Source organism: Streptomyces sp. NPDC028305 (assembly GCF_055569495.1).
Genome location: NZ_JBVHTN010000002.1, coordinates 265,280 through 281,680 on the forward strand (window position 1 = coordinate 265,280; position 16,401 = coordinate 281,680).

Below are 16,401 nucleotides of genomic sequence, written 5' to 3' on the forward strand. Positions count from 1 at the left end.
GGCAGTCATCGCCAACAGCACCTTCCCGAACTGCCGTTCCCCCCTCATGGGACCGAGCCGGATCCGGCCGCGCCTCGTCAGGGGATGGTGAACCGCAACTCCGGGCGTTCCCAGGCCACCCTCGGCAGCGACGGAGCGACCGTCCCCACCCGCGTGGCGCCCAGGCGCCGGTAGAACCCCTCGGCCGGGGGATGGGCAACCACGCGCACGCTCGGCAGACCGGCTTCCCTGGCCTGGCCGATCATGTGCTCGACCAGAAGGCGGCCGACGCCCGTTCCCTGCGCTTCATCCGCCACGAAGGCCAGGTCCAACTCCGGCGGCTCCACCATGAGGGCGTAGAAGCCCAGCAGCCGACCGGACGCGTCGACGGCCATGAAGACCCGGTGCCGGGCGATGTAGTCGGCGGTGACCCGATACCCGGAGATGATCGAGGCGTACTTCCCCCGGTAGGCGCTGGACTGCTGGATCAGCGTGGTGAGGCGCGCCGCGTCGTGCACGACGGCGCCCCTGATCGTCGTGGACTGCATCCATCGGAGTATAGGGGCGCAAGGGGGTAGTGGCTATTACAGTTCCAGTCCGAGGGCCGTGCGGAGGGCCGTCGGAGCGTGGCCGGGACGGGTGGCCAGTTCCTCGAACTCGGTGATGTCGTCGAGCTCGGTGCCCATCGAGACATTGGTGACGCGTTCGAGGATGACCTCGACGACCACCGGCACCCGGTGCTCGGCCATGAGCTTCTTGGCCTCGGCCAGAGCGGGCGCGATGCGGTCGGGTTCGAAGACGCGGATGGCCTTGCAGCCCAGCCCTTCGGCGACCTTGACGTGGTCGACGCCGTAGCCGCCCACCTCGGGGGCGTTGATGTTGTCGAAGGACAGCTGGACGCAGTAGTCCATGTCGAAGCCGCGCTGGGCCTGGCGGATCAGGCCGAGGTAGGCGTTGTTGACCACCACATGGAGGTAGGGGATCCGGAACTGGGCGCCGACCGCGAGTTCCTCGATCATGAACTGGAAGTCGTAGTCGCCGGAGAGGGCGACGACGGTGGCGTCCGGCTCGGCCGTCGCGACGCCCAGGGCGGCGGGGACGGTCCAGCCCAGCGGGCCGGCCTGGCCGGCGTTGATCCAGTGCCGGGGGCGGTGGACATGGAGCAGCTGCGCGGCCTGGATCTGGGAGAGACCGATCGTCGAGACGTAGCGCGTGTCGCGCCCGAACGCCTTGTTCATCTCCTCGTAGACCCGCTGCGGTTTGACCGGCACCTGGTCGAAGTGGGTCCTGCGGAGCAGGGTGCCCTTGCGCCGCCGACAGCTGTCGGCCCAGTCGCCGCGGTCCCTGAGGGCTCCCGCGGCCCGCAGTTCCCTCGCCGCCTGGACGAACAGTTCCAGCGCGGACCTGGCGTCGGAGACGATGCCCAGGTGCGGGGCGAAGACCCGGCCGATCTGGGTGGGTTCGATGTCGACGTGGACGAAGGTGCGGCCCCGGGTGTACGTGTCGAGGCCGCCGGTGTGGCGGTTGGCCCAGCGGTTGCCGATGCCGAGGACGAAGTCGGACGCGAGCAGGGTGGCGTTGCCGTAGCGGTGGGAGGTCTGGAGTCCGGCCATGCCGGCCATGAGCGGGTGGTCGTCGGGGATGGCGCCCCAGCCCATGAGCGTGGGCACCACCGGCACCCCGGTCAGCTGGGCGAACTCCACCAGCAGCTCGCTCGCGTCGGCGTTGATGACCCCGCCTCCGGCCACGATCAGCGGCCGGTCGGCGGCCTGGAGCAGTTCGACGGCCTTGTCGATCTGTGCTCGGGTGGCCGACGGCTTGTACACCGGCAGCGGCGCGTACGTCTCCGGGTCGAACTCGATCTCGGCCAGCTGGACGTCGATGGGCAGATCGATCAGCACCGGTCCGGGCCGGCCCGACCGCATCAGATGGAAGGCCTGCTGAAACGCGCCGGGCACCTGGGCGGGTTCGAGGACGGTCATCGCCATCTTGGTCAGCGGCGCCGCGATCGAGGCGATGTCGACGGCCTGGAAGTCCTCCTTGTGGAGCCTGGCCACCGGCGCCTGGCCGGTGATGCACAGGATCGGGATCGAATCGGCGCTCGCCGAGTACAGGCCGGTGATCATGTCGGTGCCCGCGGGGCCGCTGGTGCCCACGCAGACCCCGATGTTCCCGGCCCTGGCGCGGGTGTAGCCCTCGGCCATGTGCGAGGCGCCCTCGACATGCCGGGCGAGCACATGGGTCAGTCCACCGTTGGTGCGCATCGCGGAGTAGAAGGGGTTGATCGCCGCGCCGGGCAGGCCGAAGACATGGGTGGTGCCCTCGCGCTTGAGGATCTCCACCGCCGCCTGGGCCGCGGTCATGCGAGCCATGAGGATGCTCCTGTCGGTCGGTCCATCGAAGTCGGTCCGTCGAAAGACGTGGGTTCAGCGCGGGTCGCGGCCGGCCAGCCGCTCGACTCCGCGCAGCAGCGCGGAGTGGTCCAGGTCGCCGTCGCCGCAGGCGCGGGCCGAGGCGACCAGCTGGGCGACGAGGGCGCCCACGGGCAGGGGCGCGCCCACCGCGCGCGCGGCGTCGGTGACGATGCCCATGTCCTTGTGGTGCAGGTCGATCCGGAAGCCGGGCCTGAAGTCGCGGGTGAGCACCGTCTCCCGCTTGCGGGCCAGGACGGTGGAGCCGGCCAGGCCGCCGCCCAGCACCTCCAGTGCCGCGTTCAGGTCCACCCCGGCGTTCTCCAGGAACACCACGGCCTCGGCCAGCGCCTGGAGGTGGATGGCCACCATCAGCTGATTGGCGGCCTTGACCGTCTGCCCGGCCCCGTGCGGGCCCATGTGCACGATGGTGGTGCCCAGCGCCTCGAACACCGGCCACGCGTCGGCGAAGTCGTCCGGTTCGCCACCGACCATGATGGACAGGACGCCCTCGATGGCGCCCGCCTCCCCGCCGGACACCGGGGCGTCGAGCGTACGGACGCCTTTGTCGCGCGCGGCGGCCGCCACCTCCCGAGAGGTCTGCGGGGTGATGCTGCTCATGTCGATCAGCAAGGTGCCGGGCGTAGCGTGTTCCAGGACGCCGCCCTCGCCGAGGGCGACCTCTTTCACCTGCGGGTCGGCCGGGACCATGGTGATCACGACCTCGGCGTCGCGCACCGCCTCGGCGATGGTGTCGGCGCCCCGGCCACCGGCCGTGACCAGGGCGTCGACGGCCGCGCGGCCGCGGCTGTAGCCGGTGACGGTGTGTCCGGCCCGCACCAGGTTGGCGGCCATCGGGCCGCCCATGATGCCCAGGCCGATAAAGGCGATCTTCCGGGAAGTGGTACTCATCGTGGGTTCCTTCGTGTCATGCGTGTGGTCGGGTTCTTTGTATGGCCGGGGCTGTCCCGGTCGGTCAGGAGGGGCGGCCGCCGCCGCGCCGGTCGCGGGGGAGCCAGCCGAAGCTGTCCGCGCTCGGGCCCTCGGGCTTGTACTCCAGACCCACCCGGCCGGCGTAGCCCACGGCCTGGAGGTCGAGCAGCAGCCCGTCGAGGTCCAGCTGTCCCGTACCGGGCGCTCCCCGTCCGGGGGCGTCCGCGATCTGTACATGTCCGATGCGGTCGGCGTGGGCGGCGATGACACCGGACACGTCGTCGCCGTTGACGGCGAGGTGGTAGAGGTCGGCCAGAAGGCGGAGGTTTCCGGTGCCGGACTCGGCCGCCACCCGGTCGATCACGGCGAGCGCGTCCGCCGCGGTGCGCAGAGGGTACGCCGGGGCGCCGCTGACCGGCTCCAGCAGGACCGTGCCGCCGACGCGCTCCGCGGCCCTGGCCGCCAGCGCCAGGTTCTCCACCGCCAGGTCGTCCTGTTCCGCCGGGGCGACGCCGTCGATCCGGTTGCCGTACAGGGCGTTGAACGACCGGCACCCCAACTGCTCGCCGATCGCCACGGCGGCATCGATGTTGTCGCGGAACTCCGCCGCCCGGGCCGGCCAGGACACCAGGCCACGGTCGCCCCCGGGCATGTCCCCGGCGTAGAAGTTCAGCCCCGTCAGCCGCACACCGGCGTCACGCACCGCCCGGACGAATGCGTCGGCCTCGGCGTCCGTCGGCACGGCCGTCGCGTAGGGCCACCAGTACTCGACCGCGTCGAACCCCGCGGCCCTGGCGGCGCCCGGACGCTCCAGCAGTGGCAGCTCGGTGAACAGGATCGACAGATTGACGGTGCAGGGAAGTCGGTGCTTCATCAGTTCTCCCGGCCGAGGGTCGCTATGCAACTTCTGAGATGCGGATAGTATTTTCTGCATCGCGGAATAACAACCCCCCGTTCGTCCGGACGCGCAAAGCCTTGACAGGCCCTCGGGGCGGACCTATACATCTGCCAATCGAAAATTTGATTCCGCATGGCGAAAGACGGGCCCCGTCTGGTCAGTTGGCGAGGCCCTGATGCAGCGGTGTACGGCCCGGCTCAGGAGGTTCTCGACGTGAAACCCATCCATCTGCTCGGCGCGATCCCGTTCCTCGGGATCCTCGGGGGAATCTTCTTCGCGAACCGGGTGACGCCCTACGTCCTCGGTATGCCGTTCATCCTCTTCTGGCTGGTCATGTGGGTCGTTCTGATCTCGGTGACCATGGCCGTCATCTACCGTCTGGACCCGGCGAACCGGGAGGCGCGGAACTCATGATCGCCCTCGCCGTCATCTTCGCCTTCCTCCTCGCGGCCCTGGGCCTGGGGCTCCGCGCCCGCCGCGGCAGGGACATGGATCTCGAACAGTGGTCGGTGGGCGGCCGCGGCTTCGGGACGGTCTTCGTCTTCCTGCTGCTGGCCGGCGAGATCTACACGACCTTCACCTTCCTCGGCGCCTCGGGATGGGCCTACGGCAAGGGCGCACCCGCCTACTACATCCTCTGTTACGCCTCGCTCGCCTACGTCCTGTCGTACTGGCTGCTGCCGGCCGTGTGGCGCTACGCCAAGCAGCACCGGCTGATCTCGCAGTCCGACTTCTTCGTCGCCAAGTACGACAGCCCGTTGCTCGGCGCGCTGGTGGCCCTTGTTGGGGTCGTCGCGATGGTGCCCTACCTCGTCCTCCAGCTGAAGGGGCTGGGGATCATCGTGTCCGTCTCCTCCGACGGCCGTATCTCCTCCCATTGGGCCATCGTGATCGGCACGGTCGCGCTGACCCTCTATGTGACGGTCTCGGGCATCCACGGCTCGGCCTGGACCTCGGTGCTCAAGGACGTCGCCATCCTCGCGGTCGTCCTCATCCTGGGCATCTATCTGCCGTTGCACTACTACGGCGGCGTCGGGGAGATGTTCCGGGCGGTGGACGAGGCCCACCCCCAGCTCCTCACCCTGCCCTCCAGCGGCATGAGCACCTCGTGGTTCGCGTCCACCGTGCTGCTCTCGGCGGTCGGCTTCTACATGTGGCCGCACACCTTCAGCGCCTCCTACAGCGCCCAGAACGAACGTGTCTTCCGCCGCAACGCCATCTTCATGCCGCTCTACCAGCTCATCCTGCTCTTCGTCTTCTTCGTCGGCTTCACCGCCATCCTGGTCGTGCCCGGCCTCAAGGGCGCCGACGCGGATCTGTCCCTGCTGCGCATCACCACCGCCACCTTCCCCTCGTGGTTCGTCGGCATCGTCGGCGGCGCCGGGCTGCTCACCGCGCTGGTCCCAGGCTCGCTGCTGCTCATGAGCTCCGCGACCTGCCTGGCGAAGAACGTCTACCGCCTCGCCCGGCCCCACACCAGCGAGCGGCACATCGGCCGCCTCGCGCAACTGCTCGTGCCGGCCCTCGCCCTGATCTCCCTCTACTTCACCTTCAACGGCGGCAGCTCGATCGTCTCGCTGCTGCTCATGGGCTACGCCCTGGTCACTCAGCTCTTCCCCGCACTGCTGGCGAGCCTCGCGCCACGGCGGATCGTCACCAAACAGGGAGCGGCCGCGGGCATCGTCGTCGGGGTCACCACGGTCGCCGTCGTCACCCTCTCCGGCGTCACGGTGGGCAGCCTGCTGCCGGGGCTTCCCCAGGCGGTGAAGGACCTCAACGTGGGCGTCATCGCCCTCGCCTTCAACGCCGTGGTGATGGTGGCCGTCTCCGCCGCCACCCGCGCCCCGCGCGGTGCGGAACTCCCGCCGTTCCGGGGCCGCTTCGAGCGAACAGGCGCCGCGGCACCGCACAAGGGCGATCGCTGACCGGCAGACAGCCCAGCGGCGACGGCCAACGCGCCATGTCATGGAAATACGGGCAGGACCGCGAATTTCCCATCGGTTCACCCATGGCTGATGTCGTCGGATTCGTTGGCATCTACACCCGCCCCCCTCGGGCGTCCCAAGGAGCTGCTTCCATGCACAGACCTTCGCGTCGTCATCTCACGATCGCCACCGCCGCGGTCACCGCGACCGCCGCCGCCGTGGCCGTCACCGCCGCCGCCGGCGCCTCCGACGGCAAGACGCAGGCCGAGAACGCGATCAAGGGCGGAAAGGCGAAGAACGTCATCCTGCTGATCGGTGACGGCATGGGCGACTCGGAGATCACGCTCGCCCGTGACTACACGGTGGGCGCGAACGGCCGCCTGAACATGGACAAGTTCCCGCTCACCGGCGCCTACACCACGTACGCGGTGCACGCGGACGGCACCCCGGACTACGTCACCGACTCCGCCGCCAGCGGCACCGGCTGGGCGACCGGCGTGAAGACGGTCAACGGCCGCATCTCCAAGACGCCGGACACCGACAAGGCCGTCCCCACCATCCTGGAGCAGGCGCAGAAGAACGGCTACGCCACCGGCAGCGTCACCACCTCCGAGCTCACCGACGCCACCCCGGCCGTGCTCGCCTCCCATGTCACCGACCGCTCCTGCCAGGGCCCGGCCGACATGGCCAAGTGCCCCACCGACACCATCGCGAAGGGCGGCCCCGGCTCGATCGCCGAGCAGTCCGTCAGCCACAAGGTCGACGTCCTCATCGGCGGTGGCAAGCAGCGGTTCGACCAGAAGATCACCGACGGCGCCTACAAGGGCCAGACCGTCACCGAGCAGGCACAGAAGCTGGGCTACCAGGTGGTCACCGACTCCGCCGGCCTGAAGAGCGCGAAGGCGGGCAAGCCGGTGCTGGGCCTGCTCTCCTCCGGCAACGTGCCCACCGAATGGACCGGCAAGGCGGCCGCCGTCGGTGGCACGGGCCCGCAGCGGTGTGTGACCTCCAACCCCAACCGCCCGTCGACCACGCCGAGCCTGGCCGACTCCGCCACCAAGGCGATCGACCTGCTGGAGGCCAAGCAGAAGGGCTCGGGGAAGGGCTTCTTCCTCCAGATCGAGGGCGCCTCCATCGACAAGCAGGACCACGCGGCCGACCCGTGCGGCCAGATCGGCGAGACCGCCGCCTTCGACCGTGCGGTGAAGGTGGCCCGCGACTACGCCGCCAAGCACCCCGACACCCTCGTCGTCACCACCGCCGACCACGGCCACACCAGCCAGATCGTCCCGCTGGAGGCCACCCCGCCCGGCCTGTCCTCCACCCTGGTCACCGACGAGGGCCAGCAGCTCAAGGTCAACTACTCGACCAACACGCCGGGCCAGTCCCAGGAGCACACCGGCACCCAGGTCCGCATCGCCGCCCAGGGCCCGCTGGCCTACCGGGTGCTCGGCGTGACCAACCAGACCGATCTGTTCGGCACCCTCCGCGAGGCGCTGCGCCTGCGCTGACCGCACACGCCTGGAAGGGGAGGCCGATCACGGCCTCCCCTTCGTCGTGCGTTCGCCCGTGAGTTCGCCGTGGGTCAGGCCGCCTACGCGGCGAGTTCCTTGGCGATGCGGTCCAGCATGAACGCCGAGGACTCGCGCGCCCGCTCCTCCCAGGCGAAGACACACGCGGTGGCCACGCCGTCGAAGTCCAGCTCGCGCAGGGTGCCGAAGAAGGCGCCCCAGTCGACCTCGCCCTGCCCGATGTCCAGGTGCTGGTGGATCCGGGCCGTGGTGCCGGGCGGGTTGAGGATGTAGCGCAGGCCCGACGATCCCTTGTGGTTGAAGGAGTCGGCGATGTGGACGTGGCGGAGCCTGTCGCCCGCGTAGCGCATCATCGCCGCGATGTCCGCCGTCGGGTCGGCGCCGGACAGATGGAAGGAGTGCGGAGCGCAGTAGAGGTAGTTCACCCAGGGTTTGTCGATGGCGCGGACGAGATCGACCGCGGGGGTGTTCTCCTCGCAGAAGTCGTCCGGATGCGCCTCCAGGTTCAGGGCGATGCCCTCCCGCTCGAACAGCGGCAGCAGCTCGTCCAGGGAGCGCCAGAAGGCCGCCTCGCTCTCCGCGGCTCGCTCCGGGCGGCCGTTGAACTCCGAGTTCATCAGCGGACATTCCAGGTCCGCGGTGATCTCGATCATGCGCTTCCAGTAGCGGACGGCGGCCTGCCGCTCGGTCTCGTCGGGCGAGGACCACTTGTACAGCGGGAGCACGGAGGACAGCCGCACACCGTGGGTGCGCAGCGACCTCTTCAGCTCGGCGATCCGCTCGTCGTCCGCCCGCGGGTGCAGGAAGAACGGCATGAAGTCGTCGCGCGGCGACAGCTCGATGTACTCATAGCCGAGCTCGGCCACTGTGCGCACCATGTCGTCGATCGGCAGGGCGCGGAACATGTACGGGTCGAGGGCGATCTTCACGAGGTGCCTCCGTAGCAGGCCGGGCGGGGCTTCATGTCGACGGTGACGACCTGACCGCCACTCTCCAGCGAGCGGACGGCGGCGTCGGTGATGACGGTGGCGGCATAGCCGTCCCACGCGGAGGGCCCGGTGGGCTCGACACCGGCCGCGATGCCGGCGATCCACTCGCGGAACTCCGTGTCGAAGGCGTCCGCGAACCGGCCCTTCCAGTCCTGCGGGACCGCCGTGCCGTGCGCTCCGGCGGTACGGACCCCGACGGCGGCCGGGTCGGGCAGCCGGACCAGGCCCTTCTCACCGACGGTCTCGCACTGGATGTCATAGCCGTACTGGCAGTTGACGAAGACCTCCAGGTCGATACGGACGCCGTTCGCCGTCTCGAAGTACATGAGCTGAGGGTCCGCGAGGTGCTCGAACCGCATGCCCGTGGCGCGCGGTGTGATCACCTGGGCGGAGACGATCTCGTCGTCCAGCAGCCAGCGCAGCACGTCGATCTCGTGCACGGCCGTGTCCTGGGCGGCCATCGCCGAGGTGTACGACTCGGGGACCGTCGGGTTGCGGTGGGCGCAGTGCACGATCAGCGGTGTGCCCAACGAGCCGGCGGCGATGACCTCCTTCATCTGGCGGTAGCCGGCGTCGAAGCGGCGCATGAAGCCGACCTGGACGAGGCGGCGGCCGTGGGCGCGCTCGGCGTCGACGATGCGCAGACAGTCCTCGGCGGTGGTGGCGAGGGGCTTCTCGCAGAACACCGGCTTGCCGGCCGCGATCGCGTTCAGCACATGCTCGGCGTGGGTGGGGCCCCAGGAGGTGACGAGGACGGCGTCCACCTCGGGGGAGGCGATCAGTTCAGCGCCGGTGGCCGGTGCCACCGCGCCCACCCGGGCCGCGACCTCGGCGGCACGGGCCGGGTCGATGTCGGTCACGGCGGTGACGGTGGCGCCGGTGACGACGTCGGTGAGGCGCCTGATGTGGTCCTGGCCGATCATTCCGGCGCCGATGACGCCTACACGTACGGTCATGGTCTGTCCTTGGAGAGTGGGGTCAGGAGAAGCGCGTCCGGAGTTCGGCTTCGAGGGTTTCGAGGCTGTGGCCCCTGGTCTCGGGGACGTAGCGCTTGACGAAGACCAGGGAGAAGATCCCCGCCACCACGAAGAGGAAGAAGGTGTTGGAGATCCCGATGCCGGAGACCAGGGACGGGAAGACCAGGCCGATCACGAAGTTGGTCAGCCACAGCACCACGGCCGCCACCCCCATGCCGAAGCCGCGCATCCGCATCGGGAAGATCTCCGAGAGCATCAGCCAGGTCACCGGCGAGATCGCGCCCTGCTGGAAGGCGAGGAAGGTGATCGTCATGGCGAGCACGGCGTACGCCCTGCCGTCCCCGGCGGGCAGCACCAGGGAGAACACGCCGATGAGCAGCAGGGCCGCCGTCGTGCCGAGCTGCCCCGTCATCAGCATGGGGCGGCGGTCGACCCGGCCCAGCAGCCAGATGCCGACGAAGGTGGCCAGCACCGAGATCACGCCGTTGGCGATGTTGGCGGTCAGCGCGCTGTCGGAGGCGAAGCCGGCGTCGGTGAGGATCTGGGTGCCGTAGTACATGATCGTGTTGACGCCGGTGATCTGCTGCACGATGGCGATGCCGAAGCCGATGAACATCAGCTTGCGCACCCACGGCACCGACTTCACGTCCTGCCAGCCGCCGAGCTTCTCCCGCTCGTCCTTGACGGCGAGCGCGGACACCTCGGCGAGCTCCGCCTCGGCCCGCGCCTGCGAGCGCACCTGCTTGAGCACGTCCAGGGCGTCGTTGAAGCGGCTCTGGGAGGCCAGCCAGCGGGGGCTCTCCGGCATCACCAGCATGCCGAACCAGAGGACGACGGCCGGGGCGGTGGCGATCACCAGCATCCAGCGCCAGACACCGCCGCTCTCGCCACCGACGTTCGCGATGATCGCGTTGGAGGTGAAGGCCAGCAGCTGGCCACTGACGATCATGAGTTCATTGCGGGTGACCAGCGCGCCGCGCCGCTCCGCGGGGGAGACCTCGGCGAGATAGACGGGCACGGTCACCGACGCGCCACCGACGGCGAGGCCGAGCACGAACCGTGCCACGATCATCACCGCGGTGGTCGGTGCGAGGGTGGCGCCGAGCGCGCCGACGAAGAACAGCACGGCGAGGGTGAGGATCGTACGCCGTCTGCCACGCGCGTCCGACATCCGCCCGCCGACGACGGCGCCGAGGGCCGCGCCCAGCAGCAGGGAGCTGGTGACCATGCCCTCGGTGACCGGGGTGAGGCCCAGGTCGTCGGTCATATAGGGCAGGGCGCCGTTGATGACGCCGGTGTCATAGCCGAAGAGGAGTCCGCCGAAGGTGGCGATGACGGTGATCATCCGCAGCCGCCGGGAGATCGCGCGCGGGGGGTCGTCCGTGACGGTGGCGGGGGTGGGGGCCTGTGTCGTGTCGTCCCTGACGTCCATGGCCGCCTCCTACCGGTGGTGATTCGGGCGTCGGATTCCGGTCAGGCCGCAGTCGGCCAGATGCTCACGGGTGCGTACGGCGATGGGGAGCGGCACATCGGGAGCGCACGGGTACAGGTCCTGCTCGACGATCACGAACAGCTCGGCGTCGAGTTGCGAGAGCTCGGCGATCACGTCGGCCGGGTTCGGCACCCCGGCGGGCGGCGAGACGCACACCCCGCGCCTGACGGCCTCGCCGAAGGACAGATCCTCGGCGGCGACCTGGGCGAGGATCCCGGGGTCCATCTGCTTGATATGGACATAGCCGACGCGCTCGCCGAACCGGCGGATCAGGTCGAGGTTGTCCCCGCCACCGTACGCCACGTGCCCGGTGTCCAGACACAGATTCGTGTACCGGCCGTCCGACTCGCCCAGCAGCCGCTCGATCTCCGGCTGGGTCTGGAGGTGGCTGTCGGCGTGCGGGTGGATGACGAGGCGGACGTCGTACTCGTCGAGGAGCAGCCTGCCCAGCCGGTCGGCGGCGCGGCCGAAACCGGCCCACTGCTCGGGGGTCAGCTCGGGGGACTCGGTGAACGCGCCGGTCTTCTCGTCCCGGTACATGGGCGGGATCAGGACCAGGTGGTGGGCGCCCGCGGCGGCCGTCAGCGTGGCCACCTGGCGGACGTGGGCGAGCATCTCGTCCCATGCCTCGGGGCGGTGCAGCGCGCCGAAGGCCGTGCCGCCGGAGACCTTGAGGCCACGGGCTTCGAGTTCCTGCTTGAGGCGTTCCGGGTCGGTGGGGAGATAGCCGTAGGGGCCGAGCTCCAGCCAGGTGTAGCCGGCCTGTGCGAGTTCGTCGAGGAAGCGGGTGTACGACACCTGGTGCTCGTCCTCGGGGAACCAGACGCCCCAGGAGTCGGGGGCGGAGCCGAGGCACAGATTGCCCGCGGTGGTGCGGAGTGGGGATGGCGCCGTTGCCATGACGTGTCCTTTGGGGAGAGGGACGGGGGATCTTCCTGCGGTGTTCCTTGCGGGGGGAGAGAGGTGGCGGGGAGGTCAGCCGGCGGTCGGGAAGGTGAACCCGGCGGCGATCTGCTGTGCGGGCCGCGGCCAGCGGGTGGTGACGACCTTGGGGAGGGTGTAGAAGCGGATGCCCTCGCGGCCGTGGACGGGGGAGTCGCCGATGAGCGAGTCCTTCCAGCCGCCGAAGGAGTAGTACGACATCGGCACGGGCACCGGCACGTTGACGCCGATCATGCCGACCCTGACCCTGCGCTGGAAGCGGCGGGCGGCCTCGCCGGAGGCGGTGAACAGGGCGGTGCCGTTGCCGTACGGGTTGGCGTTGATCAGCTCGATCGCCTCGTCCAGGGTGTCCACGCGGACGATCGCCAGGACGGGGCCGAACAGCTCCTCCTGGTAGGCGTCCATCCCCGCGGTGACATGGTCGAGGAGGGACGGGCCGGTGAAGAAGCCCTGCTCGTGCCCGTCCACCTTCAGCCCGCGGCCGTCCACGACGACGGTGGCGCCCTGGGCGGCGGCAGTGGCCACGGCGTTCTCGACCCGCTCCTGGGCCGCCCTGGTGACCAGCGGGCCCATCTCGGTGCCCGGGGCGTCGCCGGGGCCGACCCTCACCTCCCGGGCCTTGCGCTCCAGCGCCGCCACCAGCCCGTCGGCCGCCGCGCCGACGGCGACCGCCACGGACAGGGCCATGCAGCGTTCGCCGGCCGAGCCGTAGGCGCCTGCGGTGATGTGGTTGGCGGCGAACTCCAGGTCGGCGTCCGGGAGGACGACGGCGTGGTTCTTGGCGCCGCCCAGCGCCTGGACGCGCTTGCCGTGCGCGGTGGCCCGCTCGTGGACGTACTTCGCGATCGGCGTGGAGCCGACGAAGGACACGGCCTGGATACCGGGGTGGGCGAGGATCGCGTCCACCGCGTCCTTGCCGCCGTGCACGACGTTGAACACGCCGTCCGGCAGCCCGGCCTGGCGGTACAGCTCGGCGACGAAGTTGGCGGCCGACGGGTCGCGCTCGCTGGGCTTGAGGACGAAGGTGTTGCCGGTCGCGATGGCGATCGGGTGCATCCACAGCGGCACCATGGCCGGGAAGTTGAAGGGGGTGATGCCCGCGACCACGCCGAGCGGCTGGCGGAAGTTGTGCACGTCCACGCCGCGGGAGACCTGGTCGGAAAAGCTGCCCTTGAGCACGTCGCCGAGGCCGCAGGCGAACTCCACGACCTCCCGGCCGCGCACGATCTCGCCGCGCGCGTCGTCGACGGTCTTGCCGTGCTCGGCCGAGATGATCCGGCCCAGCTCCTCCTCGTGCTCGACGAGCAACTGCCGGAAGGCGAACATCACCTGGGCGCGCTGGGTCAGCGACGACTCCGACCAGGTCTCGAAGGCCGCGGTGGCGGCCCGGACGGCGGCGTCCACGTCGGTGGCCCCGCCCAGCGCGACCCGGGCCTGCTTCTGGCCGGTGGCCGGGTTGAAGACGGGGGTGGTGGCGGGGGCGGTGGCGGCGGCCGGGGCGCCGCCGATCCAGTGCTCGATGGTCTTCACGGTGCGGGTTTCCTTTGCGGGGAAGGGATTACAGGTAGTGGCGCTGGGCCCGCTTGTGGGCGGCGTAGGTCTCGTACGCGGCGCGCGTGGAGTCGAGTGCGGAGGTCTGGCCGACCGGCACGTCCCACCAGCCGTGGCCGGGCGGGTTGGGCCCGTACAGGTCGGTCTCGACGTGCACCACGGTGGTGCGGCCTGCGGCCTTCGCCTTCTCCATCGCCGCACGGAACTCGTCAACCGACGCGGCGTGCAGGACGTCCGCGCCCAGGGAGGAGGCGTTGACGGCCAGGTCGACCGGCAGGACATCCCCGTCGAGGAGGCCCGAAGTGCCGTCGCGGAAGCGGTACTTGGTGCCGAAGCGCTGCGAGCCGAGGGCCTCCGACAGCGAGCCGATGGAGGCGAAACCGTGGTTCTGGACCAGCACGACGATGACTTTCAGACCCTCGGACACCATGGTCACGATCTCCTGGGCCATCATCAGATACGAGCCGTCCCCGACCAGGACCACGACCTCGCGCGAGGGGTCGGCCATCTTGACGCCGAGGCCGGCTGCGACCTCGTAGCCCATGCAGGAGTACGCGTACTCCACGTGGTAGGCCTTCGGGTCCCGGGCCCGCCACAGCTGTTGCAGATCGCCGGGCATGGAGCCCGCCGCGTTGATGACCACGTCCCGGTCGCCGAGGACATCGCGCAGCGCGCCGAGGATCTGCGTCTGCGCGGGCAGGCCGCCGGTGTCGCGGTCCGGGGCGAAACACTCCTCCTCGATCTCCCGGGTACGGGCGATGAGGTCGCGGACGCGCGCCCGGTGGACCGGCTCGACCTCCCAGCCCGCGAGCGCTTCCGCCAGGGCCTGGATACCGAGCCGGGCGTCGGCCACGAGCGGCTCCGCGGAGTGCTTGACGGCGTCCAGCCGGGCCACATTGAGGTTGACGAACGTGACGTCCGGGTTGCCGAAGACGGTGTGGCTGGCGGTGGTGAAGTCGCTGTAGCGGGTGCCGATGCCGAGTACGACATCGGCGTCCCCGGCCAGCTGGTTCGCCGCGTAGGAGCCGGTCGAGCCGATGCCACCGACCGCGCACGGATGGTCCCACGCCACCGCGCCCTTGCCGGCGTGTGTGTCCGCCACGGGGATGCCTGTGGCCTCGGCGAACGCACGCAGCTGGGTCTCGGCACCCGAGTAGACGGTGCCACCGCCGGCCACGATCAGCGGCCTCCTGGCGCTGCGCAGCAGCCGCGCGGCACGCTCCACGGCGGTCGGCTCCGGCACCGGGCGGCCCACGTGCCAGACCCGGCGGCGGAAGAAGGACACCGGCCAGTCGAAGCCTTCCGCCTGCACGTCCTGCGGCAGCGCGAGCGTGACGGCGCCGGTCTCCACCGGGTCGGTCAGCACCCGCATCGCCGCCAGGGCCGCGGGGATCAGCTGCTCGGGCCGGGAGACGCGGTCGAAGTACTTCGACACGGCCCGGAAGGCGTCGTTGACGGTGACGTCCCCGCCCCGGGTGTCCTCCAGCTGCTGGAGGACCGGCTCGGCGACCCGGGTGGCGAACGTGTCGCTGGGCAGCAGCAGCACCGGGATCCGGTTGGTGGTGGCGAGCGCCGCTCCCGTGATCATGTTCGTGGAGCCGGGTCCGGTCGAGGCGGTGCAGGCGAAGGTGGCCAGCCGGTCGCGCATCTTCGCGTACGCCACCGACGCGTGCACCATGCCCTGTTCGTTGCGGGCGAGGTAGTACGGCAGATCAGCCTCGCCCGTGGTGGCGGCCTGGAGGAGCGCCTGCCCGACACCGGCCACGTTGCCGTGCCCGAAGATGCCCCAGACCCCCGGGATCAGCCGCTGCTCCTGGCCGTCGCGCTCGCTGTACTGGTTGGCCAGGAAGCGGACGAGGGCCTGTGCGGTGGTGAGCCGTACGGTGTTCTCGCTGGTCACAGCAGGTTCACCGCCCGGTCCACGGCACCGGCCACATCGCCGTCCGAGGGATGGAGCAGGGATCGGCCCACGACCAGGCCCTGCGCGGTGGGGAGTTTCAGGGCCCGGCCCCAGGAGGCGAAGGCCGCGTCGGGGTCGGTGACCTCGCCGCCCAGCAGCAGCGCGGGCAGCGTCGAGGCGGCCAGCACACGCTCCATCTCGTCGACGACCGGCAGCTTCAGCCAGGTGTAGGCGGAGCGCCGGCCGAGCCCGGAGGCGATGGTGATCGACTTGATGACGGCGTCGGGGGAGAGGTCGTTGCGGATCCTGCCGTCACGCCAGTGGGAGAGGAACGGCTCGATCATCGCCACCAGACGGCGGTCGTTCAACTCGTTCACCGCACGGGCCGTGTTCTCCAGCGCGGCCGGGGTCGCCGGGTCCTCCAGGGCGATGCGGGTGAGCATCTTGCCGCCGTCGAAGCCCAGCGCGGCGATCGTCTCGGCGTCGTAGCCGGTGAAGCGATCGTCGATCTCGAACACCGACCCCGCGAGAACGGCCCGGTTCATCGACCCGAAGACGCTCTTGCCGTCGAGGACCCCGAGCAGCAGTAGATCCTCCAGGATGTCGGCGGTGGCCAGCACACCGGTCACGCCCGGCCGCTCCAGCGCGGTGCACAGCCGGTCCAGCAGCTCGAAGCGGTCGGCCATTGCGGTGGGGTCGCCACCGACCGCGTTGGCGCCACGCGCCGGATGATCGGCGGCGATGATCATCGCCTTGCCGTGCTCGCCCAGCGGCGAGGCGGCCCTCACCCGCCGTTCGGCCGCCGCCGCGATGGCTCCTGGGTCGCTGACCCGGGCCTCCACGATCCGGCTCACACTGTCGGACAGCACGTT

Annotated in this window: 14 protein-coding genes; 3 read left to right on the forward strand and 11 right to left on the reverse strand. The window is 70.3% G+C overall.

From position 1 onward, the window contains the following. Positions 1–77 precede the first annotated feature (77 nt). The 4 genes from ACZ4WQ_RS08010 to ACZ4WQ_RS08025 all read right to left on the reverse strand — a co-directional run bounded on the left by ACZ4WQ_RS08010 (position 78) and on the right by ACZ4WQ_RS08025 (position 4,197). Positions 78–527, reverse strand: a complete 450-nt coding sequence (locus ACZ4WQ_RS08010; RefSeq protein ID WP_468022116.1) for a GNAT family N-acetyltransferase — start codon at positions 525–527, stop codon at positions 78–80. A 36-nt stretch (positions 528–563) separates the two neighbouring features. Next, on the reverse strand, positions 564–2,351 hold the full coding sequence (gcl, locus tag ACZ4WQ_RS08015) for a glyoxylate carboligase (protein WP_398374145.1): 1,788 nt from the start codon (positions 2,349–2,351) through the stop codon (positions 564–566). Positions 2,352–2,405: 54 nt separating this feature from the next. Then, positions 2,406–3,302: a 2-hydroxy-3-oxopropionate reductase gene (locus tag ACZ4WQ_RS08020; protein WP_398374146.1), complete on the reverse strand. Its 897-nt coding sequence runs from the start codon at positions 3,300–3,302 to the stop codon at positions 2,406–2,408. A 64-nt stretch (positions 3,303–3,366) separates the two neighbouring features. Beyond that, a complete protein-coding gene (locus ACZ4WQ_RS08025) occupies positions 3,367–4,197 on the reverse strand; it encodes a hydroxypyruvate isomerase family protein (RefSeq protein WP_398374147.1) in 831 nt (276 codons plus the stop codon). 237 nt (positions 4,198–4,434) lie between these two features. Between ACZ4WQ_RS08025 and ACZ4WQ_RS08030 the strand changes: the two genes are divergently transcribed. From ACZ4WQ_RS08030 to ACZ4WQ_RS08040, 3 genes are all read left to right on the forward strand, one after another. Continuing rightward, positions 4,435–4,635, forward strand: a complete 201-nt coding sequence (locus ACZ4WQ_RS08030) for a DUF3311 domain-containing protein (protein ID WP_398374148.1) — start codon at positions 4,435–4,437, stop codon at positions 4,633–4,635. Next, positions 4,632–6,146, forward strand: a complete 1,515-nt coding sequence (locus ACZ4WQ_RS08035; protein ID WP_311722060.1) for a sodium:solute symporter family protein — start codon at positions 4,632–4,634, stop codon at positions 6,144–6,146. Before ACZ4WQ_RS08030 ends, ACZ4WQ_RS08035 begins: the two co-directional genes overlap by 4 nt. 152 nt (positions 6,147–6,298) lie before the next feature. Next, a complete protein-coding gene (locus ACZ4WQ_RS08040; protein WP_398374150.1) occupies positions 6,299–7,657 on the forward strand; it encodes an alkaline phosphatase in 1,359 nt (452 codons plus the stop codon). Positions 7,658–7,740: 83 nt separating this feature from the next. Here ACZ4WQ_RS08040 and ACZ4WQ_RS08045 read toward each other — a convergent pair whose 3' ends face one another. The 7 genes from ACZ4WQ_RS08045 to ACZ4WQ_RS08075 all read right to left on the reverse strand — a co-directional run bounded on the left by ACZ4WQ_RS08045 (position 7,741) and on the right by ACZ4WQ_RS08075 (position 16,398). Next, positions 7,741–8,607: a sugar phosphate isomerase/epimerase family protein gene (locus ACZ4WQ_RS08045; protein ID WP_358845102.1), complete on the reverse strand. Its 867-nt coding sequence runs from the start codon at positions 8,605–8,607 to the stop codon at positions 7,741–7,743. Next, entirely contained in the window at positions 8,604–9,623 is a 1,020-nt protein-coding gene (locus tag ACZ4WQ_RS08050) for a Gfo/Idh/MocA family oxidoreductase (protein WP_311722063.1), read from the reverse strand. The genes ACZ4WQ_RS08045 and ACZ4WQ_RS08050 overlap by 4 nt, the downstream gene beginning before the upstream one ends. 22 nt (positions 9,624–9,645) lie before the next feature. Beyond that, positions 9,646–11,076: a sugar porter family MFS transporter gene (locus tag ACZ4WQ_RS08055; RefSeq protein WP_398374153.1), complete on the reverse strand. Its 1,431-nt coding sequence runs from the start codon at positions 11,074–11,076 to the stop codon at positions 9,646–9,648. A 9-nt stretch (positions 11,077–11,085) separates the two neighbouring features. After that, a complete protein-coding gene (locus ACZ4WQ_RS08060) occupies positions 11,086–12,036 on the reverse strand; it encodes a TIM barrel protein (RefSeq protein ID WP_311722066.1) in 951 nt (316 codons plus the stop codon). A 75-nt stretch (positions 12,037–12,111) separates the two neighbouring features. Beyond that, positions 12,112–13,608, reverse strand: coding sequence for a CoA-acylating methylmalonate-semialdehyde dehydrogenase (locus ACZ4WQ_RS08065; RefSeq protein WP_398374155.1), 1,497 nt, complete (start codon positions 13,606–13,608; stop codon positions 12,112–12,114). A gap of 28 nt (positions 13,609–13,636) precedes the next feature. After that, positions 13,637–15,529: a 3D-(3,5/4)-trihydroxycyclohexane-1,2-dione acylhydrolase (decyclizing) gene (iolD, locus tag ACZ4WQ_RS08070; RefSeq protein ID WP_398374157.1), complete on the reverse strand. Its 1,893-nt coding sequence runs from the start codon at positions 15,527–15,529 to the stop codon at positions 13,637–13,639. Further along, positions 15,526–16,398: a Cgl0159 family (beta/alpha)8-fold protein gene (locus tag ACZ4WQ_RS08075; protein ID WP_398374159.1), complete on the reverse strand. Its 873-nt coding sequence runs from the start codon at positions 16,396–16,398 to the stop codon at positions 15,526–15,528. The genes iolD and ACZ4WQ_RS08075 overlap by 4 nt, the downstream gene beginning before the upstream one ends. Between the last annotated feature and the right edge of the window lie 3 nt (positions 16,399–16,401).